Source organism: Pseudomonas sp. TWI628, from assembly GCF_039673865.1.
Classification (GTDB): Bacteria; Pseudomonadota; Gammaproteobacteria; order Pseudomonadales; family Pseudomonadaceae; genus Aquipseudomonas.
The window spans coordinates 38,626-61,100 of sequence record NZ_JBDJMM010000013.1 but is presented as its reverse complement, the minus strand read 5'-3'; the positions used below and the strand labels follow the sequence as shown (position 1 = coordinate 61,100).

General features: G+C 63.8%; 20 protein-coding genes. 7 read left to right on the top strand and 13 right to left on the bottom strand.

Annotation, left to right across the window (positions count from 1 at the left end):
* Window positions 1-67: 67 nt before the first annotated feature.
* The 8 genes from ABE528_RS12070 to ABE528_RS12035 form a co-directional block, all read right to left on the bottom strand.
* Entirely contained in the window at window positions 68-1,063 is a 996-nt protein-coding gene (locus ABE528_RS12070) for an HAD family hydrolase (protein ID WP_346653083.1), read from the bottom strand.
* Between the two features lie 30 nt (window positions 1,064-1,093).
* Window positions 1,094-2,395 carry a hypothetical protein gene (locus ABE528_RS12065; RefSeq protein WP_346653082.1) on the bottom strand — a complete coding sequence of 434 codons (1,302 nt, stop codon included), beginning with the start codon at window positions 2,393-2,395 and terminating at the stop codon, window positions 1,094-1,096.
* Window positions 2,392-3,984, bottom strand: a complete 1,593-nt coding sequence (locus tag ABE528_RS12060) for a VWA domain-containing protein (protein WP_346653081.1) — start codon at window positions 3,982-3,984, stop codon at window positions 2,392-2,394. Before ABE528_RS12060 ends, ABE528_RS12065 begins: the two co-directional genes overlap by 4 nt.
* A 1-nt stretch (window position 3,985) precedes the next feature.
* The gene (locus ABE528_RS12055) at window positions 3,986-4,966 is read right to left on the bottom strand and encodes a VWA domain-containing protein (protein ID WP_346653080.1); all 981 of its coding nucleotides are present in this window, start codon (window positions 4,964-4,966) and stop codon (window positions 3,986-3,988) included.
* Complete coding sequence (locus ABE528_RS12050; protein WP_346653079.1) at window positions 4,953-5,459, bottom strand: DUF4381 domain-containing protein; 507 nt, start codon at window positions 5,457-5,459, stop codon at window positions 4,953-4,955. The genes ABE528_RS12055 and ABE528_RS12050 overlap by 14 nt, the downstream gene beginning before the upstream one ends.
* The gene (locus tag ABE528_RS12045) at window positions 5,456-6,397 is read right to left on the bottom strand and encodes a DUF58 domain-containing protein (RefSeq protein WP_346653078.1); all 942 of its coding nucleotides are present in this window, start codon (window positions 6,395-6,397) and stop codon (window positions 5,456-5,458) included. The genes ABE528_RS12050 and ABE528_RS12045 overlap by 4 nt, the downstream gene beginning before the upstream one ends.
* Window positions 6,398-6,409: 12 nt before the next feature.
* Entirely contained in the window at window positions 6,410-7,384 is a 975-nt protein-coding gene (locus tag ABE528_RS12040) for a MoxR family ATPase (RefSeq protein WP_346653077.1), read from the bottom strand.
* Window positions 7,385-7,447: 63 nt separating this feature from the next.
* Window positions 7,448-9,742, bottom strand: a complete 2,295-nt coding sequence (locus ABE528_RS12035; protein WP_346653076.1) for a tetratricopeptide repeat protein — start codon at window positions 9,740-9,742, stop codon at window positions 7,448-7,450.
* 150 nt (window positions 9,743-9,892) lie between these two features.
* Between ABE528_RS12035 and ABE528_RS12030 the strand changes: the two genes are divergently transcribed.
* A complete protein-coding gene (locus tag ABE528_RS12030; protein ID WP_346653133.1) occupies window positions 9,893-10,774 on the top strand; it encodes a transporter in 882 nt (293 codons plus the stop codon).
* A 36-nt stretch (window positions 10,775-10,810) separates the two neighbouring features.
* Here the strand turns inward: ABE528_RS12030 and hutH are convergent, their stop codons facing one another.
* From hutH to ABE528_RS12010, 4 genes are all read right to left on the bottom strand, one after another.
* Complete coding sequence (gene hutH / locus ABE528_RS12025) at window positions 10,811-12,334, bottom strand: histidine ammonia-lyase (RefSeq protein ID WP_346653075.1); 1,524 nt, start codon at window positions 12,332-12,334, stop codon at window positions 10,811-10,813.
* Window positions 12,335-12,346: 12 nt separating this feature from the next.
* A complete protein-coding gene (locus ABE528_RS12020) occupies window positions 12,347-13,180 on the bottom strand; it encodes a glycine betaine/L-proline ABC transporter ATP-binding protein (protein ID WP_346653074.1) in 834 nt (277 codons plus the stop codon).
* Entirely contained in the window at window positions 13,177-14,028 is an 852-nt protein-coding gene (locus ABE528_RS12015; protein WP_152957805.1) for a proline/glycine betaine ABC transporter permease, read from the bottom strand. The genes ABE528_RS12020 and ABE528_RS12015 overlap by 4 nt, the downstream gene beginning before the upstream one ends.
* A gap of 76 nt (window positions 14,029-14,104) precedes the next feature.
* Entirely contained in the window at window positions 14,105-15,073 is a 969-nt protein-coding gene (locus ABE528_RS12010; protein WP_152957804.1) for an ABC transporter substrate-binding protein, read from the bottom strand.
* A gap of 174 nt (window positions 15,074-15,247) precedes the next feature.
* On the opposite strand from ABE528_RS12010, the gene ABE528_RS12005 reads away from it, so the two are divergent.
* From ABE528_RS12005 to dsdC, 6 genes are all read left to right on the top strand, one after another.
* Window positions 15,248-16,162 carry a LysR family transcriptional regulator gene (locus ABE528_RS12005; protein WP_346653073.1) on the top strand — a complete coding sequence of 305 codons (915 nt, stop codon included), beginning with the start codon at window positions 15,248-15,250 and terminating at the stop codon, window positions 16,160-16,162.
* A gap of 200 nt (window positions 16,163-16,362) precedes the next feature.
* Window positions 16,363-17,058, top strand: coding sequence for a 3-oxoacid CoA-transferase subunit A (locus tag ABE528_RS12000; protein ID WP_027916915.1), 696 nt, complete (start codon window positions 16,363-16,365; stop codon window positions 17,056-17,058).
* Window positions 17,059-17,066: 8 nt separating this feature from the next.
* A complete protein-coding gene (locus ABE528_RS11995; protein ID WP_060507495.1) occupies window positions 17,067-17,708 on the top strand; it encodes a 3-oxoacid CoA-transferase subunit B in 642 nt (213 codons plus the stop codon).
* Between the two features lie 341 nt (window positions 17,709-18,049).
* On the top strand, window positions 18,050-19,393 hold the full coding sequence (locus ABE528_RS11990; protein ID WP_152957802.1) for a gluconate:H+ symporter: 1,344 nt from the start codon (window positions 18,050-18,052) through the stop codon (window positions 19,391-19,393).
* 34 nt (window positions 19,394-19,427) lie between these two features.
* Entirely contained in the window at window positions 19,428-20,768 is a 1,341-nt protein-coding gene (locus tag ABE528_RS11985) for a D-serine ammonia-lyase (RefSeq protein WP_152957801.1), read from the top strand.
* Complete coding sequence (gene dsdC / locus ABE528_RS11980) at window positions 20,765-21,703, top strand: DNA-binding transcriptional regulator DsdC (protein WP_346653072.1); 939 nt, start codon at window positions 20,765-20,767, stop codon at window positions 21,701-21,703. Before ABE528_RS11985 ends, dsdC begins: the two co-directional genes overlap by 4 nt.
* Before the next feature lie 19 nt (window positions 21,704-21,722).
* Here the strand turns inward: dsdC and ABE528_RS11975 are convergent, their stop codons facing one another.
* The gene (locus tag ABE528_RS11975; RefSeq protein ID WP_346653071.1) at window positions 21,723-22,439 is read right to left on the bottom strand and encodes a helix-turn-helix domain-containing protein; all 717 of its coding nucleotides are present in this window, start codon (window positions 22,437-22,439) and stop codon (window positions 21,723-21,725) included.
* Window positions 22,440-22,475: the final 36 nt, after the last annotated feature.

The window sequence follows — 22,475 nt, the reverse complement described above, 5'->3', positions numbered from 1 at the left end:
ACGACTACGTGCACGTGAGTGCCGACTGCTTAGCTGGTCCCTGTGCGCCTGCGGTCCTTGGTTACATTTACCTGCTTTGATCAAAGGGGTAGATACGCCGCCAATCGCGGGCCATGTCCACCACCGTCCAGCCTTGGTCGTTGGCGATGGTCAGCGCCTTGTCCAGGCGCCCGACCTTGCTGTCACGGTCGTAGGCCCACTCGCGGGCGCCATCGGTGTGGTGCACCAGCCCGGCGAAGCGCAGGCCCGGGCCGGCCTTGGTCCATTGCAACATCTGCAGGTCGCCGTCGGAGTTGCCAAAGGCGAGCAAGGGTCGGCGGCCGATGATCGAATCGATGCTGACTGGTTTGCCCGGCCCGTCGTCGTTGTGCTGCAGTTTGGGCTCGCGCAGGATCGAAAGCTGGCCGTTGGCGTCGACGAAACGTGCATCGAGGGTGGTGCCGATCACCTGCTCGGGGGGGATGCCATAGACTTCTTCGGCGAAGGCGCGCATGAAGGCGACTTCACCGCCGGAAACGATATAGGTCTTGAAACCGTTGGCGCGCAGGTAGGCCAGCAGTTCGAGCATGGGCTGGAACACCATCTCGGTGTAGGGCTTGCCGGTTTTCGGGTGTTTCGCGCTGGCCAGCCACTGCCGGCTGCGGGCAATGAACTGCTCGGTGCTGACCCCGGCGTGGGTCGCCGCGACGATTTTCAGCATGCCGTCCATACCGCTGTCGGCCAGTGCCTTCTGGTCACCTTCGAGAACAGCCTTGAAGGGTTGTTGGATTTTCCACTCGGGGTGCTCGGGAGCCAGGCGCTGCACTTCGTCGAGGGCAAACAGCACCTCGAAATACAGTGGCTGCTCGCTCCACAAGGTGCCGTCGTTGTCGAATACCGCAATACGCTCCGGTACCGGCACATACTGCTTGCCGCCTGGCTCGGTCACGGTTTCGACGAAGCTGACGATGGCCTGCCGCGACGCCCCCACGTTCCAGGAAGGCAAAGGTTCTGTAGCCTGGGCGATCAACGGAGCCAGCAACAAAAGGCTCATAAACCAATGCAGGCGAGGCAGCGTATGCATGGCAGGTCCTTGTCATTACCCGTGAGTGCGTCAGGGGTTCAACGGTTTCAACGCGTGACGCTGATCGGCGGCGTTTTCGTGCTTGATGCGCTGCCGCACGCGGCGCAGGTTATCCAGAAAGGGGGCAGGCAGATATGCGTTGTGGGAAGCCGCCCTATAGCGAATCTGGAGCAAGTCTAGGCAACGAACGCCAGTCGTGTCGGGAGAAAGCTCAAAAAAACCTTGCAGTGTCAGTTTGCCGCTGACACGACGTACCCAGAGGTACAACGCATCCAGCCGAGGCGGGCGTTCTTGCAGCTGCCGCACCAGGCCTGCCCAGGCGTAATCCGCCGAGCCCAGCCAGCGCGCCCGGCGCTGTTCACGCCAGCGACGCAGCGCGCCACGGGCAGGTTCGAACCAGCGCCGGCACAGCCAGACCAACAGCGTGCCCGCGAGCAAGGCCACGGCGATCAGCAGCCAGTGCCCGCCGACCTTGATTCGCGCCTGCTGGCCAAGGGCGCGCAAGTCGCCGTCGATGGAGAACGGCGCACGGTATTCTGCGGCGGCGGCTTTGAATGACACCGCGTCGACCGAAACGTCATGGCCCTTGCCAGCAAAATCCCACCACTTCATCTGGAAGGCCGGCAGTGTGAGCGCGCCGGCCCGTTCGACCACATAAGTCACGCTGTCCTCCCGCGCGCCGCCGACAGTGCCACCCCGGCCATCGCCCAGCGGCTTGACCTGCGGTGGCTGCACGTAGCGCTTCAACCCGTCGACCTCGACGAATGCCGGCGCTGGCATCGACATGGCCTGAGCCCCTTCTGCCTGCAGGCTCAGCGTGCGGATAATGCTGTCGCCGACCCGCAGCGGATCGTGCGACAGCTGTATGGATTGGCTCAGCTTCACATTGCTCGCAATCAGGTGCGGCTGGTCGCTGGCACCGGCCAGCGCCTTGGCGCTGAAGCTCAGTGGCTCGCCCGTGATCGAGACCGGCACATTGCCTGGCCCTGGTTGAACCTGATAACTCAGCGCCGGAATGTGGAACGCGCCGGCCACCTGCGGAGTGATCTGCCAGGTGTAGCGCAGCCCGAAAAACGCCTTGCCGTCGATCTTCTGGTTCAGGTGCTGGGCCTCACCGTTGGGCGGCGTGATCACCGCACCCGGTAGCTCCAGCCGCGGCAGCACCGGCGCGGCAGTGAACCAGCTGTCCACCAGCAGGTCCACCTGCAGGCTCACGGTCGCACCGACCAGGGCTCCATCCGGTGGTACCAGGCGGCTCTGAACCCGCACATCCGGGTCTGCCCAGGCACAACAAGGCAAGCAAAGCAGTAACAGGTAGGCCAGGCGGCTCATGGCGACGCTCCGGAAGGTTGGCGCGCTGCATCCTGCAACGCGAACTTGCGCTTGAGGAACTGTGCCGGCGACGTCGTCAGGTTGTTAAGCCAGGCGTCGTCGGAAGCGGCCTTTGCAGTCACCTGCTCACGCTGCTGGGCACCGTTGCTGGAGGTCTGGTCCTCGACCACCTTGTCGGCTTTTTCGTCGGGTGTGCCGGCCTTCTGCTGATCGTCGTAGTCTTTTTCCAGGGCTTGGGCCAGGGCGAGGTTGGCGCTGGCCTGAGGGAAGTCCGGCTGGCGTTGCAAGGCCTGCTGGTAAGCCGCAATCGCCTCGGGGAACTTGAACAGGCGCACGTAAATATTGCCCAGGTAGAAAAACGCCGGCGCTGAGTCCAACTGGGCGAAATCGGCCAGTGCGGCCTGGTAGTCGGCAGCCTGGTAGGCCGCTACGGCACGCCAGTACGGGTCCTGGAAGTGCGCCGCCGCTTCAGGGTAGTGGCCATGCTCGAAGGCCCAGCGCCCTTGCTGGTCGGGGGTCATGAACGCATCGGCCAGCGCCCCTGCCCGCGCTGCTTGCGGTGCGCCGGCTAACAGCATCAACGCCACTGCCAGCCAGTGCACTTGCCAGCCACGGCGCACGCAGAACAGCGCAATGAGTGCCAATGGCCAGCACAGCCAGTAACCGGCGTCCTTCCAGTGCACCTGCTTGCCTTCGTCCTGTACCGCCTGGAAATGCCGCTGGGCATGCAGCTCGATCCAGTCCAGGTCGTCATCGTTCAGGGTCAGGCTGCCCAGCGGTGCGTCGGCGGCGCGGGCCAGCCCCTTCAGGCCTTCGGCGTCGAAGTTCGCCAGCAATGGCCGGCCATCGCTGCCCACCCGCGGGCGCCCCTGGCGATCATGCAGCACGCCACGATCCTGGCTACCGACGGCCAGCACCAGCACTTGCAGGTCGCTGCCCTTCAGGTGTTCGCTGATGGCGTCGAACTGCGTGCCATCGACGCCGTCGGTGATCAGCACCAGGGTTCCCGGGACCTTTTCGGCCGCCAGCAGCGTTTTGGCCTGGTCGATCACACCAGGCACGTCCCTGCCGGAGCGGGTTATCAGCGAGGTATCCAACGCCTGCATGAAGCTGTCCAGCAGGCCGGGGTCTTGGGTGGCTGGCAGCACCAGGTGGGCGCTGCCGGCGTAAGCGATCAAGGCGGTACGCGCCCCGGCACGGCGCTTGAGCAGGTCGTGCATCTTGTGCTTGGCCGCCGTAAGGCGTGACGGCGGTACATCGTCGGCGTCCATCGACGGCGACAGGTCGAAGGCCAGGATCAGCGGGGCACGGTTGTCGAGAAAGCCCGGGCGGTCTTCGGTCCAGGTCGGCCCGGCGGCGGCCACTGCGCCGAGGCCGAGCAGCAGCGCCAGCAGGTGCACCGGGCGCAGGCTCTGGCGTTGTTCGGGGGTGATGACCAGGGCGGCAATCAGATGCGGGGCGATCACCCCGTCCAGTTGGCGCTTAAGATCATGTCGGCGCGTCCACAGCCATGGCAGCAACAGCGCCGGCACGAGCAGTAGCAGCCAGTATGGGCGCAGGAAGTGGAACGCGCTGAAGTCGAATTCCATCCTACCCTCCCCGTGCCAGCGATCGGCTGCCAAGCCCGGCAGCCAGCCCATGACTGACCACCAGCAGCACCAGCGCCGCGCCCAGCGGCCACCAGAACAGGTCACGCTTGGGCTGGTGACGCAAGGTCTTCACCTCGTGCGGGGTGATGCTGTCCAGCGTGGCGTACACCTGTTGCAACGCGTCGCGGTCATCAGCGCGGAAGAACCGTCCGCCCGTCTGCCGAGCTATATCCTGCAGCAATGCCAGGTCGACCTTGGCTTCGCCACTGGCCTGGGGGTCGCCGATGCCGATGGTGTGCACCACGATGCCCTGCGCCTTGGCCAGGCGCGCCGCATGCGCCGGGGTGATAGCGCTGCCGGTATCGTTGCCGTCGGTCAGCAGAATCAGCACCTTGTCCTGCTCATGGGCCTGGGCGAACAGCTTGATGCTGAGCCCGATCGCGTCGCCCAGCGCGGTGTTCGGGCCGGCCATGCCGATGCCCACCTGGTCCAGCAGCAGTTGCAGGCTGGCATGGTCGAGGGTCAGCGGGGCCTGTGGATAGGCGCCCGTGCCGAACACGATCAGGCCGATGCGGTCATCCTTGCGCTGTGCGATGAAGTCGCGCACCACGTCCCTGACCACGCTCAGGCGGTCGCTGCGGGTACCATCGGCCGCCGTGTAGTCACGGGTTTCCATGGATTGCGAAATGTCGATGGCGAGCATCATGTCGCGCACCGGTTGGTTGTGCTCGATGGCCTGTTCGACCCAGACCGGCCGGGCGCAGGCCGTTGTCAGCAAGCCCCAGACAACCAGGTTGAGCACGGTTTGCCAGCGCCGCCCGCCACTGTCGGTGCGCGGCGTGAGCCCCGCGGCCCGGCTCATGGCGGCGAAGAACGGCACCCGCACGGCGCTGCGTGCCTCGCGGTAGGCCGCCAGATAATGCCAGGCCACCCACGCCAGCGGCAGCGCGGCCAACACCCAGGGATAGTCAAATTGCCACATGATGGGTTTCGATCCATTGCCGGCTCAGGGCGAACAACTGGTTGACCTCCGACTCCGGAATGGCCAGCAGGTCCCTGGCCGGGGCATAGCTCAGGGTGTGCAGGCGAACCGCGAAATCTGCGGGTAACGGTGCTTTTGCACGCGCCACCAGAAAGGCCTGCCACTGCTCGCCGGCCAGCGTCGCCACAGGCGGCGCATCAGGCATCGACAGCCCTACCCGCTTGAGCAATACCGGTAAATCACGCAGCGCCTGCAACCGCTGCTGCGGCTCGGCTGCGCCTTGTGCCAGCTGGTCGCAGCACGCCAGCGCTTCGCGCCGATAGCGCTCCCGCCGCCAACGCCAACGGCTGTGCAGCGCCCATGCCATGCCGGCCAGCACCAGCACACCCAGCAGCACCCACCAACCCCAGGTCTGCGGCACATAGCTGAACGGCGGCACCGGCAGCGGCAGTTCCTGCAACTGGGCGACGTCCGGCACCACCGGCGCACTCATCGGTTGCCTCCGGGCAGCCGCCCCAGCTCACGGCGCAACTGCACCAGCGGTTCTTCGGCGGTACTGATCATCAGCAGCGGAATCTGGCTGCGCCGCAGCAGGTCTGCCACCTCCTGCAGGCGCCCGCTGAGGTACGCCCCCAGTGGGCGGCTGACCTGGCGACGGTCGATCTGCATCTCCACCTGCAGTTCGCCCTGGGTCACGGTGAGCCGGCCCTGTGCCGGCAAATGCAGCGCCAAGGGGTCGTAGACCTGCATGGCGATCACGTCGTTGTGCGCACTGAGCTGACGCAGCAACTGCAGGGTCTGCGTCGACACCCCGGCAAAATCGCTGATGATGCACACCAGCGCATCGTGACCGGTCAGGGCGATGCATTGGCGCAAGGCGATGTCCAGCTGCCGCTCGTTCTCGGTGTCGGGACCGGTGGCGGACAACGCCTGGTTGCTGCCGACGATGGCCGCGCACAGCGCTTCCACCCGGGCGCGGCTGCGCAACGGGCGCACCTGACGGACCTGCTGATCATCGAACACCAGCCCGCCTACACGATCACCCGCGCGCAAGGCCATCCACGCCGAGATCGCCGCCAGTTCCGCCGCCACCACCGATTTAAAGCTGCGCTGCGAGCCGAAAAACATGCTCATTCGCTGGTCCACCAGCAGCCAGGTCGGGCGATCGCGCTCCTCGGTGAAGGTGCGTACGAATGGCTTGCCGAAACGCAGCGAGGCGCGCCAGTCGAGGTGGCGCAGGTCATCGCCCGGCTGGTAGCGGCGCAGTTCATCAAAGCTCAGCCCGCGCCCGCGCAGGCGCGAGGCATGGCCGCCGGCAAGGATGCTGGAGAGCGGCTGGCGGGCAATGAAACTGAGCGCGCCGATGCGCAGCTCCAGGGCCATCAGCTGGGCAAGCGAGGCGTAGACGAAACCGTCGGCAAGCGGCGCCATGACACAGGCGGCTCAGGCCGGGATCGCCACGCAATCGAGCAGGCGGTCGATCACCTGGTCGGGCGTGATGGCTTCAGCGACCGCGTCATAGCTGAGCTGCAGGCGATGGCGCAGTACCGGATGGGCGACGGCGCGCACGTCGTCGGGGGTGACGAAGGCGTTGCCGGACAGCCAAGCGTGGGCGCGTGCCACCCGGTCCAGGCTGATGCCGCCGCGCGGGCTGGCGCCGATGCGAATCCAGCGCGCCAGGTCGCCGTCGTAGTCGGCCGGGTGGCGGGTGGCATTGACCAGGTCGACCAGGTAGCGGTCGATCGCCTCGGCCACATGCACTTGCGCGACTTCGGCGCGGGCGGCGAACACCACCTCCTGCGCCAGTTGTTCGGGGGCCTGCTTGCCAGTGCGGCCTTGGGCTTCCTCAGTGCGCACCAGGCGCAGCACCAATGCCTCATCCTCGACCTTGGGATAATCCAGCTGCAGCTTCATCAGGAAGCGGTCCATCTGTGCCTCGGGCAGCGGATAGGTGCCTTCCTGCTCGATCGGGTTCTGCGTCGCCATTACCATGAACAGCGCTGGCATGGCATAACTTTGCCCGGCCACGGTGATCTGCCGCTCTTCCATGGCTTCGAGCAAGGCGGCCTGGACCTTGGCCGGGGCGCGGTTGATCTCGTCGGCGAGGATCACGTTGCCGAACAACGGCCCGGGCTGGAACTTGATCTGGTTACCGTCGCTGGTCTGCTGGAGGATTTCGCCGCCGGTGATGTCCGAAGGCAGCAGGTCCGGGGTGAACTGGATACGCCGCATCTTCGCGTCCAGGTGCGTCGCCAGGGCCTTGACCGTGCGGGTCTTGGCCAGCCCTGGCAGGCTTTCGAGCAGGACGTGCCCGTTGGCCAGCAGGCCCAGCAGCACATGCCGAATCGTCTCGGCCTGCCCCAGTACCTGCTCGGCGACACGCCCCTCCAGCGCTGCGATCTCCTCGCGTATGCTCACGCTCTTGCTCCCTGGCCGCGTTGGTATGCGCTAAATCTAGCAGTGCATTTTTGCTTCGCCAGCTTACGGTTTTTGCCAATACGGCTCGATCGCCTGCAACCGCGGATCATCGGGCGCTGCCTGGCGCAAGCGTTTGACATAGGCAAAGGCGTCGTCGCGCTCGCCGGCCAGGGCATGCAGGTAGATCAGCGAATACAGCAGGTCCGGGTCGTCGGGGGACTGTTGCAGGCCGCTGCGCAGTGCGGCGATGGCCTCGTCGCGACGCTCCAGGCGCGACAGCAGCAGGCCCTGGTTGTAGCGGATCCGCGAATTGCCCGGCAGCGCTACGGCCGCCCGCTCCATCCATTGCAGCGCCTCGTCCTGGTGGCCGCGCTCGACGAGCAACAAGGCCAGCATGTAGGCCAGGTTGCCCTGGTCACTGGCGGGCATCTTGTCGAGCGCCACACCCTCGCGCAGCACCTGCTCGGCCTCATCGAAGCGTTGCGCGGCACTGGCGAGGGTCACCAGGTTGACCCGCGCCGGCACGAAGTACGGGTCAAACCGCAACGCCTGGCGGTATTCACCCATGGCCTCGTCATCACGCCCCTGACGGCTGAGCAACACCGCCAGGTTGAGACGCCCGCCCGGCAGGTCGGCGTTGCCGCGCAGGCGGCGTTCGTAATCGGCCAGCATCGTCCCGAACGCATCACGCGCCTGCTCTGGCAACTGTGCAGCGGGCACACCGGCCAGCACACGCACCGCTTCGTCGCGCACCGCCAGGGCTGGGTCCTTGAGCAGCGGCAACAGCGGTTGCAGGCGCTGCTCGGGCGGCACACTGGCAAACCCGGCCACCGCGTAAGCCCGCACCAGCGGGCTGTTGTCCTTCAGCGCCCAGCCCAGGCTGATCACCGACTGCGTGCCCAGTTCGGCCATTTGCTGCGCCGCCGTGGCGCGCACGATGGCCGGTTTGCCCTTGTCGGCGAGCACCGCGTTCAATTCGCTCAGGGCAATGCCGTGGCCGCTGCGCGCGGCCTGGAAGTTCTCGCCGTAATGCGCCGGGCGCTTGTGTGCGCCGAACCAGCCGGCGATGGCGGCTGCCGCCCACTGCGGCTCACGGTCCTGGTGGCAGCTGGTGCAGGCGTCGGGGCTGGCGGTCTTGGCCGCGAGGTCCGGGCGCGGGATGCGCAAGCTGTGATCGCGGCGCGGGTCGACCACCATGTAGGTCTTGGTCGGCATGTGGCAGTTGACGCACTGTGCGCCTGGCGAGCCGGCCGGATGGTGATGGTGCGCCTCGCTGTCGTAGTCCTTGGCCTGCAGGCTGGGGAAGCGCGCCTGCGGTGGCTGGCTGTTGTGGCACTGCAGGCACAGGCCGTTGCCCGCGATCTTGACCTTGGTGGTGTGCGGATTGTGGCAGTCGGTGCAACCGACACCAGCGGCGTACATCTTGCTCTGGGTGAACGAGCCGTACTCATACACTTCCCCGTCGATCTGGCCATCGGCGTGGTACAGGCCGGTGCGCAGGGTCGCTGGCAGGCTCTGGTCCAGCTGCGGATGCCCCGGCAGCATGCCGACGCCGAGGGTCTGGCGCCGGCTGTGGCAATAGGCACATTGCTCGACCAGGCCCTGGCTGCCCAGCACCTTGTAGTCCACGACCAGTCCCTTGGACTCGCCGGTCTTTTGCGCGGACATTTGTGCAGGCTTTTGTGAAGACTGGGCCCAGTCGACGTGCGCCTTGCCCGGGCCATGGCAGCTCTGGCAACCGACGTTCTGCTCCTGCCAGGTCGAGGCGAAGCTGTCGTCACGGTCGTTGTAGTTCTTCACCAGGCGGGTCGAATGGCAGTCGGCGCACATGCCGTTCCAGTTCTGGTAGCGACCGGTCCAGTGCAACGGGTCGTCAGGGGCGAAGCGCTGGCCTGGGTACAGCGAGAACCAGCGTTGCCCGCCCTGCGCCTTGGGCCGGCTGTCCCAGGCAATGGTCAGCGCCTGCAGGCGCCCGCGTGGCAGGTCGACGAGGTACTGCTGCAGCGGATAGTGGCCGAACGTCCGGCGCACCTGGAAGTCGGCCGGTTTGCCGTCCTCGCCCTCCAGGTTGACGAAAAAGCCTTTGCCCTTGCGAAAGAAGTGCGCCTTCACACCGGCTTCATCGAAGCGTGCGTCATTGAAGTTGCCCAGCACATTGGCGGCAGTGGCATCGCGCATGGCCCAGCCATGGTCGGAATCTTTCCATTGTTTGGCCTGGTCGGCATGGCAGCCGAGGCAGGTTTGCGGCGCTACATACCCCTCGGCAGGTTGCGCCTGTGCCGGCACGCTGCTTGCCGTGGCACTCCCCAGCCAGGCCAGCAGCAGCGCACCGAGAACTCCCTTGATCGCCTTCCCCATTCCTTGCTCCACGGCCGGTTCCATGGGCCCTGTACCGGACCCTTGCGGATCTCAGGCTAGCAAATATATCGGGACATGCCGCGAACTTGAGCTATCACTGATGGACAACCTGCGCATGGAGCCACCGTGAATCCACATCATCGCTCACGCCTGCTGCTGTCCTTTTCGATCGCCTTCGGCGCACAGGTGGCCGTGGCCGATAACGCCCGTGACTGGCAGAACACGCCCATCGACCTGAATATGGTGTTCGGCTATTACAACCTGATCGACACCAACACGCCGATCGACACCTCGCTGCCGCTGGATGGCCTGTCGCTCAATGCCGACCTCTATATCCTGCGCTACGCCCGCTCGTTCGGCCTGGACGGGCGCAACTCGGCGATTCAGATCCTGCAGCCATATGCCGACGTCGCGGCCTCGTTCGACAATGGGCGGTTCTTCAGCGGTACCAAGCACAACGGTGGCATGGGCGATACCCAGATCGTCTTCGCGCACAACTTCTTCGGTGCTCCGGCGCTGAGCGCCGAGCAATTCGCCAACTGGAAACCGGACACCTTCGTCAGTGGCGCCCTGTGGCTGACAGCCCCCACGGGCGACTATGACAAGGACCGGGTCATCAATATCGGCGCCAATCGCTGGGTGATCAAACCGGAGATCGCCTTCGGTACGCCAATCGGGCCGACTTGGCTGGAGGTCAACGGCTATGTCTCGCTGTACGGCGACAACGACGAGTACCAGGGCAACAGCAAGCTGGAGCAGAAGCCGCTGTACGCGATCGAGGGCCACTACAGCTATACGGTCAACCGGGCCTTGTGGGTGTCACTGGACAGCACCTACAGCACCGGTGGGGAAACCCGGATCGATGGCGTTGGCCAGGACAACAAACAGGAGAATGTGCTCCTGGGTGCCAGCCTGGGTTTCATGCTGAGCCCTCAGTTCGGTGGCCTGGTGGCCTATTCCGACACCGTGTCGGAACGCACGGGATCACCAGACGTGAATACCTGGACGCTGCGCTTGCAATATGTCTGGTAACCATTGCCAGGCGCCTGGCCCCAAAGGCCTGTGATGTCACAGTAACCCGGGGAATGCAGCCTCCAGCAGCCCGGGATCCTTCAGGATCGCTGCGCTGCTGACAATATCCGGGGCCAGCCAACGGTCCTGGGCATAGGCCGGGACCCGTTCGCGCAACAACCGCCAGGCAACGTCGGTCCCTGCGCCAAAGCGCTGCTCCTTGAGGAACTCGAACGCCTGAGCCGCCAACAGGTATTCGATGGCGAGGATCTGCGTACAGTTCTCCAGGGCGCGGTGCAGCTTCAACCCGGCATTGGTACCCATGCTCAAGTGATCCTCCTGCAACCCGGAGGTGACGTAGTTGTCGATGACTGCCGGTTGCGCCAGCTGACGGTTCTCCGCACACAGTGAAGCGGCCACGTACTGGACAATCATCATCCCCGAATTCACCCCCGGCTGGCTGACCAGGAAGGCCGGCAAGCCGCTGACCAACGGGTTGATCAGGCGGTCGAGACGGCGCTCGGCAATCGCCCCGATCTCGGCCACCGCGATGGCCAGCAAGTCGGCCGCCATGGCCACCGACTGGCCGTGCGGATTCGCCTGGGAAACCACCCGATACGCCTCGGGGGTACCCAGCAACATCGGGTTGTCAGTGGTGGAGTTGAGTTCGGTTTCGATCTGCCGCGCAGCGTGTGCCAGCTGATCGCGGGCGGCGCCATGAACCTGCGGAATCGAACGAATGCTCAAGGCGTCCTGGGTGCGAATGCCATGGCTGCTGGCAATGACTTCGCTGCCGTCGAGCAAGCGCCGCAGGTTACTGCCCACTCGCTGCATGCCGGGGTGGGGTTTCAGCGCGATGATTTCCGCGTCGAAGGCATCGAGCTGGCCGCGCAGGGCTTCGAAACTCATGGCACCGATCACGTCCGCCCATTGGCTCAAGCGCGTGGCATCGTCCAGGGAAAGGCAACTCAGGCCGGTCATGCACGGGGTACCGTTGACCAGGCACAGGCCATCCTTGGCGCCCAGCTTGACCGGCGCCAGGCCGACCTCGGCCAAGGCTTGCTGCGCCGGCACGATCTGGCCGCGATAACTGACCTGGCCCACCCCCAGCAAGCTGATGCTGATGTGTGCCATGTGGGTCAGGTACCCCACCGATCCCTGTTTCGGCACCTGCGGGGTGATGTGCTGGTTGAGCAGGCTCAGCAGCGCCTCGACCACCTTGCGCTGCAAGCCGGAACGGCCCTGGCTGAAATTGATGACCGCCGCGCACATGATCGCCCGGGTCTGCTCGTCCGACAGCGCGGCACCCACGCCACAGGCATGGCTGAGCAAGGTGTTGCGCGACAGCTGGCTGAGTTGCTCGTCCTGCAGCGAGACATTGCACAAGGCGCCAAGCCCGGTGTTGACGCCATAGGCGCGCTCACCGCTGGCAACGATGCGCTGGACAATCGCCTGGGCATTGTCGATCCGCGCCCAGGCCGATGGGGCCAGCTCAAGCTTGGCCCCATGCCGCGCCACGGCGACCACGTCCTGCCAGCGAACGGGCGCATCGGCGATGATGATTTTTTCGGCAAACGACATACACGCGGTTCCTTAAAGCGAAGCTACGCGGCGCTGCACGAAACGATCAACGTAGTCGTCTGCAGGCTGGTAGAGGATTTCCTTTGGCGTGCCGACCTGGATCAGGCGACCGTCCTTGAGGATGGCAATCCGGTTGCCAATACGCACCGCTTCATCGAGGTCGTGGGTGATGAACACGATGGTCTTGTGCAGGGTCTTTTGCAGCTCCAGCAACTGGTCCTGCATTTCGGCGCGAATCAGCGGGTCGAGCGCGCTGAAGGCTTCGTCCATCAGGATGATGTCGGTGTCGGCGGCCAGGGCACGGGCCAGGCCGACGCGCTGGCGCATGCCGCCCGACAACTGGTGCGGGTACGATTTTTCGTAACCCTTGAGGCCCACGGTGTTGATCCAGTGCAGGGCCCGCTCGCTGCACGTGGCCTTGCTCTCGCCACGGACTTTCAGGCCATAGGCGACGTTGTCCAGCACGGTGCGGTGCGGCAACAGGCCGAAGCTCTGGAACACCATGCTGATCTTGTGCCGGCGGAATTCGCGCAGGGCCTGCATGTCGTATTGCAGGATGTCCTCGCCATCGACCAGGATCTCACCGCTGGTGGGGTCGATCAGGCGGTTGAAGTGGCGCACCAGGGTCGACTTGCCCGAGCCCGACAGCCCCATGATCACGAAGATCTCACCGCTGCCGATGGACAACGAAAGGTCGTTGACCCCGACCACGCAGCCGGTCTCGGCGAGCACCTGATCCTTGGCTTTTTGCTGGCGGATCAGCTTCAGGGCCTCTTCGGCGCGCGCACCGAAAATCTTGAAGACGTTCTTGACTTCGATCTTGTTCATCATCTGCTTGGCGCTCATTTGCCCACCCCATGCCGCGGCCGGCCATAGGCCTGGGTAATGCGGTCGATCACGACCGCCAGAATCACAATGGCCAGGCCTGCTTCGAGGCCGCGGCCCACGTTCAGGGTCTGGATGCCGACCAGGACGTCTTCACCCAGGCCACGGGCACCGATCATCGAGGCGATGACCACCATCGACAGGGCCATCATGGTGGTCTGGTTGATACCGGCCATGATGCTCGGCAACGCCAGTGGCAGCTGCACGCCGAACAACTGTTGCAGGCGATTGGCGCCAAAGGCATTGATCGCCTCCATGACCTCGCCATCCACCTGGCGAATGCCCAGGTCGGTCAGGCGAATCAGGGGTGGGGCGGCATAGATGACGGTGGCAAAGATCGCCGGCACCTTGCCCAGGCCGAACAGCATCAGCACCGGAATCAGGTACACGAAGCTGGGCATGGTCTGCATGATGTCGAGCAGCGGCATCAACACCGCCCGCAGGCGGTCATTGCGCGCCGACAGGATACCCAGTGGTATGCCGACCAGGACCGAGATCAGCGTGGCCACCAGCATCAACGCCAGGGTCTGCATCAGCTTGTCCCAGAGGCCTACCGCACCGACCAGGAACAGCAAACCGACGATCACCGCAGTGGTCACGACCTTGCGGGTAGCGTGCCAGGTAATACCGGCGACGATGGCCAGCACCAGCCACCAGGGGGTTGCGCGCAGCAGGCCTTCGAGGTTGACGATGGCCCACAGCAGGGTGTCGGAGACGTGCCGGAACACATCACCGTAGTTGCTTACCAGCGCATCGACCCAGCCATTGACCCAGTCGGCAATGGAAAACGTGAAGTTCTTGGGAAACATGGAATTGTCTCGAGCAAGTGCATGGAGCGGACCGTCGTGGGTCTATCCGGCAAAACCGCCGGATAAACCCACAAGTTCAGAGTGCCGCGTCTACCTTTTTGGCTGCGTCTTCGCTGACCCAGCTGTGCCAGACTTCGGGGTGCTCCTTGAGGAACAACCTGGCCAGCTCCGGCGACTCGATACGCTCTTTGCTCATGCGCGCGAGGTTCTGGTTCAGCAAGTCGATCGGCAGATTGACCTTTTCCAGCACCGCCACCAGTTCCGGCGCCTGCTCGTGGAAGGCCTTCGACACACCCACCTTGATGGTCACGGATTTATCCACGCCGGGCTGCTCGTCCAGCTTGACCAGGTCGGCCTGGCCCATCAGCGGCGTCGGCGACCAGTAGTAGAACAGGATCGGCTCGCCACGCTTGTAGCTCGACAGCACGGCGGCATCCAGCGCCGGGCCGGTGCCCGGGCGGAAGTTGGTATAGCTGTTTTCCAGGCCGTACTGCTTGAGCATCTGGCTGTTGTCCAGCTCGCAGGTCCAGCCGGCCGGGCAATTGTAGAAGCGCCCTTTGTCCGGTTCTTCCGGATCCTTGAAGACCTGGGCGTATTGCCCCAGATCGGCGATGCGCTTGAGGTTCGGTGCCTTGGCTTCGAGTTTGCGCTTGGCATCGCCTTCGATCACATAACGCGGCACATACCAGCCTTCGACCGCACCCACGACCGGCGCGCCGACGCCGACGACCTTGCCGGCAGCCGCAGCCTTGTTCCAGACCTCGCTGCGCCCCACCCACTCTTCGGCAAACACCTGGATATCGTTGCTGCTCAGGGCGTTTTCCATGGAGATGGAGTTACCCGGCAGGCTATCGGTATCGCAGCCGTAACCGTTTTTCAGCACGAACTGCATCACGTCGGTGAGCAGCATCCCGCTTTCCCAGTTCAAACCGGCGAATTTCACCGGCTTGCCAGACTCGCACCAGCTGGCCGCCTGGCTGGCGCCAGCCGACGCCAGCAGCCCGAAAGAAAGTGTCGTGGTCAGCAGAGCCTTTGTAATTGTCATTGTGACGCTCCCAAACAAGAACAATGATTGCAGTATTGGAGGGCATCCGGCCCAAAGAGGGACGCCAGAATGGCTGACGTGCCTTGCCTTGGTGAGCACTGCGTGGGAGAAATATTTCACAATGTAAAAAAAGGATAAAATAATAAGTCCTGATGCATCACAAAGGAAAAACCTATGAAGTTCACACTGCGGCAACTGCGCTATGCGCTCGCAGCGGCCAAGCACGGAAACCTGACCACTGCGGCCATGGAGCTTCATGTTTCACAACCTTCCATCTCGGCAGCCATCACCGAACTGGAGGCGGTGCTGGGGCAATCGATTTTCATACGCCAACGGGGCCTGGGCATCTCGCTGACCCCATTCGGTCGTACCGTCATGGTCCAGGCCCGTCGCGTGCTGGCAGAGGCTCAGACCTTCGCCGAGATCAATGCCACTGCTGGCGAGTGCGTCGGCGAGTTGGTAGTCGGATGCTTTGAAGACCTGGCGCCCTATTGCCTGCCACAAATCGTGCGGCGGATGCAGGAGTCCTGCCCGAGGGTCACGGTCGACATGCGTGATGGCAGCTTCGACTATGTGGGCAAGCGGCTCAGTGAAGGGGCGATAGAGCTGGCGATCACCTACGATTTGGGGTTGCCACCGAACACTCAATGCACGCAGCTGTGCCAGTTGACCGCTCAGGTACTGTTGGCGGCCGATCACCCATTGGCCAAGCAGCCACGGGTCAGCCTCAAAGCACTCTGCGAATACACCCTGGTCGTCACCGATCAGGCGCAAAGCTGGCAGCATGTGCTGGACTTGTTCAGCTTTTACGACCTGTCACCCGCCGTTGTGCACCGTGTGCGCACCTTCGAGCTGCAGCGCAGCCTGGTCGCCAACGGGTTTGGCGTGGCGCTGATCTATACCCGGCCATTTGGTGACCGTAGTTACGATGGACAAGCGCTGGTGTGTCGGCCCACCGAAGAGAACCTGCCCACCCACAGCATCGTCCTGGCGCATGATCAACGCTACCCGCTGACGCCTTCGGCTGAGGCGTTCAAGGCGCTGGCGGTGGCCTGGTTCGCCGAACGACCGTCGTTTGCATCCGAGTGAATGCACCGGATCCGAGCCGCTCAGAAATCGCACAATTGTTCGGTAATCGCACAAATTCCTCTCCACCCTCTCTACTGTTGCACGGTATTGCGGCACGCTATAGGCAAGTCAGCACACAACGCCAAGCGCTGAATGGCCCCACCGCGTCAGCACGCGGCCAGGTCGACAATCCATACTCCAGGAAGAACCAGGAGCTCGCTGTGATCAATAAAACGTTTGAGTCCATCGCCAGCGCGGTGGAAGGGATTACCGACGGTTCGACCATCATGGTCGGTGGCTTCGGCACCGCCGGGATGCCGTCCGAACTCATCGATGGCCTGATCGCCACCGGTGCCCGCGACCTGACCATCATCAGCAACAACGCCGGCAACGGCGAGATCGGCCTGGCCGCTCTGCTGATGGCCGGCAGCGTGCGCAAGGTCATCTGCTCCTTCCCGCGCCAGTCCGACTCCTACGTGTTCGACGAACTGTACCGTGCCGGCAAGATCGAGCTGGAAGTGGTACCGCAAGGCAACCTGGCCGAGCGTATCCGCGCAGCGGGTTCGGGCATCGGTGCGTTCTTCTCGCCGACCGGCTACGGCACCCTGCTGGCCGAAGGCAAGGAAACCCGTGAGATCGACGGCCGCCAGTACGTGCTGGAAATGCCGCTGCACGCCGACTTCGCGCTGATCAAGGCGCACAAGGGTGACCGTTGGGGCAACCTGACCTACCGCAAGGCCGCCCGCAACTTCGGCCCGATCATGGCCATGGCCGCCAAGACCGCCATCGCCCAGGTCGACCAGATCGTCGAGCTCGGTGAACTGGACCCGGAACACATCATCACCCCGGGTATTTTCGTCCAGCGCGTGGTCGCCGTTTCCGGCGCTGCCGCTTCTTCGATCGCCAACGCTGTCTGAGGCCTGCCATGACCATCACCAAAAAGCTCTCCCGCACCGAGATGGCCCAGCGCGTGGCCGCGGACATCCAGGAAGGCGCGTACGTCAACCTGGGCATCGGCGCACCGACCCTGGTGGCCAACTACCTGGGCGACAAGGAAGTGTTCCTGCACAGCGAGAACGGCCTGCTGGGCATGGGCCCAAGCCCGGCGCCGGGCGAGGAAGACGATGACCTGATCAACGCCGGCAAGCAGCACGTGACCCTGCTCACCGGGGGTGCCTTCTTCCACCACGCCGACTCGTTCTCGATGATGCGTGGCGGCCACCTGGACATCGCCGTGCTGGGCGCCTTCCAGGTATCGGTCAAGGGCGACCTGGCCAACTGGCACACCGGCGCCGAAGGTTCGATCCCCGCCGTGGGCGGCGCGATGGACCTGGCCACCGGCGCCCGCCAGGTGTTCGTGATGATGGACCACCTGACCAAGTCCGGCGAAAGCAAGCTGGTGCCCGAGTGCACCTACCCGCTGACCGGCATCGGCTGCGTCAGCCGTATCTACACCGACCTGGCCGTGCTGGAAGTGACCGCCGATGGCCTGAAAGTGGTAGAGATCTGCGCCGACATCGACTTCGACGAGCTGCAGAAACTCAGTGGTGTGCCGCTGATCAAGTGATCCGCGACACCTGCCCTGCCCCGCAAAGATCGCATCACTGACAAGGCGGGCTGCTACAACGAAGATCTGCTGTAGCAGCCCAACCTGTTGACACCAGCGGCCACCAGGCCGCTATCGGTGAATAGCCGCTACGCCCCGCCTCTGCTCGACCTTCCGCGCCAACACCTCTCCTGTACCTCTTCTAGCACACAGCCTGAATGCCAACTTGATGCCATGGGTGACATGCGTTCACCTGTGCCTTGAGAAGTGATCGTTTGAGTCGATCAAATCGCTGAAATCTAATGGTTGGAAACCAACAAGAAGCTCGCACGGAAGCGATCAGCGACAGAGATAACTACAAGATGACTCCAACGTTCTCGTTAATCGTCCTGGGCACCGCGATACTCCTGATCGTGGTGATGATCAGCAAGCTCAAGGTCCACCCCTTCCTCGCCCTGCTGGCGGCAAGCCTGGTGGTCGGTATCGGCACCGGCATGCCGCCAACGGCCATGGTTGCCGCGTTCGAAAAGGGCATGGGCAGCACGCTGGGCTTTCTCGCCGGCATTATCGGCCTGGGCAGTATCCTCGGCAAACTGCTGGAAGAATCAGGCGGGGCCAAACGCATCGCCACCACGCTGCTGAACCTGCTGGGCGAACGCAATGCGTCATGGGCCATGATGCTGGTGGGCTTCATCGCCGGCATCCCGGTGTTCTTCGAAGTCGGCTTCGTGTTGCTGATTCCGCTGATCTACGTGGTCGCCCGGCAAACCCGCATCAGCATGCTGTACCTCGGCGTGCCGCTGGCTACCTCGCTGATGGTGGTGCACTGCATCCTGCCGCCGCACCCGGCTGCCACGGCCATTACCGGCATGCTCAATGCCGATATCGGCACGGTTATCCTCTACGGCCTGATCGTTGGCCTGCCCACCGCCATCATCGCCGGCCCTATCTGGGTACGCTTTGCCTGCAACCGTGGCGCGACGCCAGCGCAACAGGCCTTCCTTGCCGCACGCAGCGAGCCCCAGGCCGACGACCAACCGCTACCCTCCTTCGGCATCACCCTGGCCACGGTGCTGCTGCCGCTGCTGCTGATGGTCGGCAAGACCTTGGCAGTCACCGTGCTGGCCAAAGGCACCTCGCTCTACGAATGGGTTGCCTTCATTGGCAATCCGCTGATCGCTTTGGCGCTGTCGGTGGTGTTTGCCTACTGGGCGCTGGGCCTGCGTCGTGGTCTGGACATGGCGCAGTTGCTCAACCTGACCCAGCGCTGCTTCCCGCCCCTGGCCGGCATTTTGCTGATCATCGGAGCCGGCGGCGCCTTCAACGACATGTTGGTGGGCAGCGGCATCGGCAAGGCACTGGCTGACGTGCTCAACCAGACCCAGCTCAACCCGATCATCCTCGCCTGGCTGATCGCCGGGATCATGCACTTTGCGGTCGGTTCGGCCACGGTGGCCATGATCAGCGCGGCCGGCATGGTGCTGCCGATGCTGGGCCAACACCCCGAATACAACCGGGAAATCCTGGTGATCGCCATCGGTGCCGGGGCCATTGGCTGGACGCACATTACCGACTCGGCGTTCTGGGTCGTGAAGGAATACCTCGGCCTGTCGCTGAGCGATGCGCTGAAAAAATTTACTGCAGCGACCGTGCTGGCCTCGGTGATTGCCTTGTGCCTGACCCTGCTGCTTTCGAAAATTGTCTGATCTACTGTGCAAAGACTGCGCTACAGGTGAAATCATGATTCACGGAAAAACCCTACAAGCCTGGCAACAAAGCCACCCGATCATCGCCGACCTGGTCGCCCTGAAAGAAACCAGCTGGTTCAACCCGGGTATTGCCAAGGCGTCAGACGCGCTGAGCGACGTGGGCCTGACCGCTGCAGATGTGCAGGCTACGAGTGAGCGGCTGCAGAGGTTCGCGCCCTACCTCGCCAACGTGTTCCCCGAAACGGCGGGTGCCGGCGGGGTTATCGAGTCGCACATCGCCCCGCTGCCGCAGCTTCGCCAACAGCTTGTCGAACAAGGATCACTGCAGAACGTGGGTAGCCTGTGGCTCAAGGCCGACAGTGACCTGCCCATTTCAGGCTCGATCAAGGCCCGTGGCGGCATCCACGAGGTGCTCAAGCACGCTGAAGACCTGGCCTTGGCAGCCGGCCTGATCACGCCCGCCGAGGACTATGCCCTGCTGGCCAGCGAGCAGGCGCGCGCGTTCTTCAGCCAGTACAAGATCGCCGTGGGTTCGACCGGTAACCTGGGCTTGTCGATCGGCATCATGAGCGCGAAGCTGGGCTTCCAGGTGAGTGTGCACATGTCATCCGACGCCAGGCAGTGGAAAAAGGACAAGCTGCGCGCCAACGGTGTCACGGTGGTTGAACACGCGTCGGACTATAGCGTTGCCGTCGAGCAAGGCCGCCAGCAGGCAGCGTCCGACCCCAGCTGCTATTTCGTTGACGACGAGAACTCCCCACAACTGTTTCTGGGCTATGCCGTCGCCGCCGAGCGCCTGGCTCGACAATTCGACCAGGCCGGCATCAAGGTGGACGCCGATCACCCACTGTTCGTCTACCTGCCCTGCGGTGTTGGCGGCGGCCCTGGCGGCGTCGCCTTCGGCTTGAAGCTGGTATTCGGCGATGCCGTGCACTGCGTGTTCGCCGAGCCTACCCACTCGCCGTGCATGCTGCTGGGGGTGTACACCGGCCTGCACGACGAAACCAGCGTGCAAGACTTTGGCATCGACAACATCACCGCCGCCGACGGCCTGGCGGTCGGACGACCCTCCGGGTTCGTCGGCAAAGCCATGCAGCGGCTGATCGATGGCTACTACACCGTGACCGACGAAGAACTCTACCGGCTGATGGTGATTGCCTTCGAACAGGACAAGGTCAAGCTGGAACCCTCTGCGCTGGCCGGCGTACCCGGCATGGCTCGGGTACTGCAGGCCAGCGACTATCTGGCTCGCCTGGGCTACACCCCGGCGCAACTGCGCCAGGCTACCCACCTGGTCTGGGGAACGGGTGGCAGCATGGTGCCGGACGATGAGTTCAACGCCTACCTGGCGAAAGGACGAAGCCTTCAATGAACAGGCCCGGCAGCGGTACCCCAGTGAAACTCAACGGCTCGCACCTGGGCAGCCTGCATGTGTTTCTGGTGGCCGCACGGCACCTGAGCTTCGCTCGCGCAGCCGATGAGCTGTGCCTGACCGCCAGTGCCGTAAGCCATCGCATCAACCGTCTGGAAGATGAGCTGGGGTTCAAGCTGTTTCACCGCATGCCGCGCAAGGTTAGCCTCAGCGAAGACGGCGAGCGCCTGTTCACCGTGATGCAGCGGACCATGGATGAACTCGGCGAGGCCGTGCAGGAGCGCGCCCACGCCGAGGTCGCTGGCCAACTGACCTTGTATGTACGCCCGTCCGTAGCACAGTGCTGGCTGGTGCCGCGGCTGGCTCAGTTCAGCGCCCGCTACCCTGATATCCAGCTGGATATCAGGGTCGGTAACGAGAGCATCGACTACCGCACACGCAAGATCGACCTGGTCCTCTGCTACTCGGATGGCCACCATCCCGGGTTGCAGAGCATCCACCTGATGAACGAGCGGATCGCCCCGGTGTGCTCGCCCCATTACGCAGAAACCCATGCATTGGCAGGTGACCCGCACCAGGTAGAGCAGTGCACCGCCTTGCATGACGTTGCGGCCTGGGACAACGCCGCATTCGATGCAGAGTGGCAGCTCTGGGCCAGCAGTAAAGGTGCCGGCATTGAACTCCCACGCCGATTCCTCACATTCGATCGTTCAGACCTGTGCACGCTCGCTGCGCTGAATCACGCCGGCATTGCCATTGGCCGGGAGCAACTGGTCAGAGAGCGTATTGCGCGAGGTGAGCTGGTTCTGCCGTTCGGCGACTTTGTGGATGCTTCAAGCTACGGTTACTTCCTGGTGTACCCGCATCACGACCCGATGCCGAAAAGGTTACAGGTATTGATCGACTGGCTTATGGAGTGCGCCTCCAACTGCTGAGCGAGGCACACAATCTCCATCACCCAGCGGTCGTGACGTTCCCATCTGCGGCCTTGCAGCCAAGGCTGCGCATCAGGTCGCGGGTAGCGTCGAAGAAGATGTCGTTGAAGGCAGCGGCACATTCCGGGGTGAGCCGGCTGGAAGGGCCGGAAAGCACCAGTGCGCCGACCAACGCGTCGCCAGCGCCGTATACGGGAAAGGCTACTGATGCGGCATGCGGGTCTGTGGCCCCCATGGAGAAAAACGGCCGTTGCATGGCGATACCGCTCGCGAACGGCGTACGCAAAGCCTGGGCGCCAGCAGCGTCGTCCATCGGTCGCATGTCGCCGGGCTGAACGTGCATCCGCAGTCGATGGGGTGAATTCACTCGATACTGGCACATCCGGTAAGCGCCGTGACGCACGTAGAACGAGGCCGTCTCGCCAGTACGCTCTGCCAACAGATGCAGCCTGGGCATAACGTGACGCTCCAGATCGATGCCTTCCTCATACACCGCATTAAGCCGCATGACCTCGCTGGCCAGCTGGTAGCGCCCATCTGCCATGCGATTGACGAAACCATGATTTTCCAGCGAGACCATCAAACGCATGATGGTACTTTTGATCAGTCCGGTACGCTCGACAAGCTCTACGAGGGTCAAAGACGTGTCTCCCACCTGGAATGCAGAGAGCACTGTCAGCACGCGGTCAGCCGAAGCCACGCCATTCACCGCAGGACGCGGCCGAACATTAACCATCAGTAGATCCTCACCTTTGAATTGCCCAAGTCTTTG

Coding starts and splice junctions, on each gene's coding strand:
- ABE528_RS11995 (WP_060507495.1), top strand. CDS start 17,067: ATGACCATCACCAAAAAGCTCTCCCGCACCGAGATGGCCCAGCGCGTG.
- hutH (WP_346653075.1), bottom strand. CDS start 12,334: ATGTCGTTTGCCGAAAAAATCATCATCGCCGATGCGCCCGTTCGCTGG.
- ABE528_RS12070 (WP_346653083.1), bottom strand. CDS start 1,063: ATGCATACGCTGCCTCGCCTGCATTGGTTTATGAGCCTTTTGTTGCTG.
- ABE528_RS12010 (WP_152957804.1), bottom strand. CDS start 15,073: ATGACAATTACAAAGGCTCTGCTGACCACGACACTTTCTTTCGGGCTG.
- ABE528_RS12015 (WP_152957805.1), bottom strand. CDS start 14,028: ATGTTTCCCAAGAACTTCACGTTTTCCATTGCCGACTGGGTCAATGGC.
- ABE528_RS12005 (WP_346653073.1), top strand. CDS start 15,248: ATGAAGTTCACACTGCGGCAACTGCGCTATGCGCTCGCAGCGGCCAAG.
- ABE528_RS12020 (WP_346653074.1), bottom strand. CDS start 13,180: ATGAGCGCCAAGCAGATGATGAACAAGATCGAAGTCAAGAACGTCTTC.
- ABE528_RS12060 (WP_346653081.1), bottom strand. CDS start 3,984: ATGGAATTCGACTTCAGCGCGTTCCACTTCCTGCGCCCATACTGGCTG.
- ABE528_RS11985 (WP_152957801.1), top strand. CDS start 19,428: ATGATTCACGGAAAAACCCTACAAGCCTGGCAACAAAGCCACCCGATC.
- dsdC (WP_346653072.1), top strand. CDS start 20,765: ATGAACAGGCCCGGCAGCGGTACCCCAGTGAAACTCAACGGCTCGCAC.
- ABE528_RS12050 (WP_346653079.1), bottom strand. CDS start 5,459: ATGAGTGCGCCGGTGGTGCCGGACGTCGCCCAGTTGCAGGAACTGCCG.
- ABE528_RS11990 (WP_152957802.1), top strand. CDS start 18,050: ATGACTCCAACGTTCTCGTTAATCGTCCTGGGCACCGCGATACTCCTG.
- ABE528_RS12055 (WP_346653080.1), bottom strand. CDS start 4,966: ATGTGGCAATTTGACTATCCCTGGGTGTTGGCCGCGCTGCCGCTGGCG.
- ABE528_RS12035 (WP_346653076.1), bottom strand. CDS start 9,742: ATGGGGAAGGCGATCAAGGGAGTTCTCGGTGCGCTGCTGCTGGCCTGG.
- ABE528_RS12065 (WP_346653082.1), bottom strand. CDS start 2,395: ATGAGCCGCCTGGCCTACCTGTTACTGCTTTGCTTGCCTTGTTGTGCC.
- ABE528_RS11975 (WP_346653071.1), bottom strand. CDS start 22,439: ATGGTTAATGTTCGGCCGCGTCCTGCGGTGAATGGCGTGGCTTCGGCT.
- ABE528_RS12045 (WP_346653078.1), bottom strand. CDS start 6,397: ATGGCGCCGCTTGCCGACGGTTTCGTCTACGCCTCGCTTGCCCAGCTG.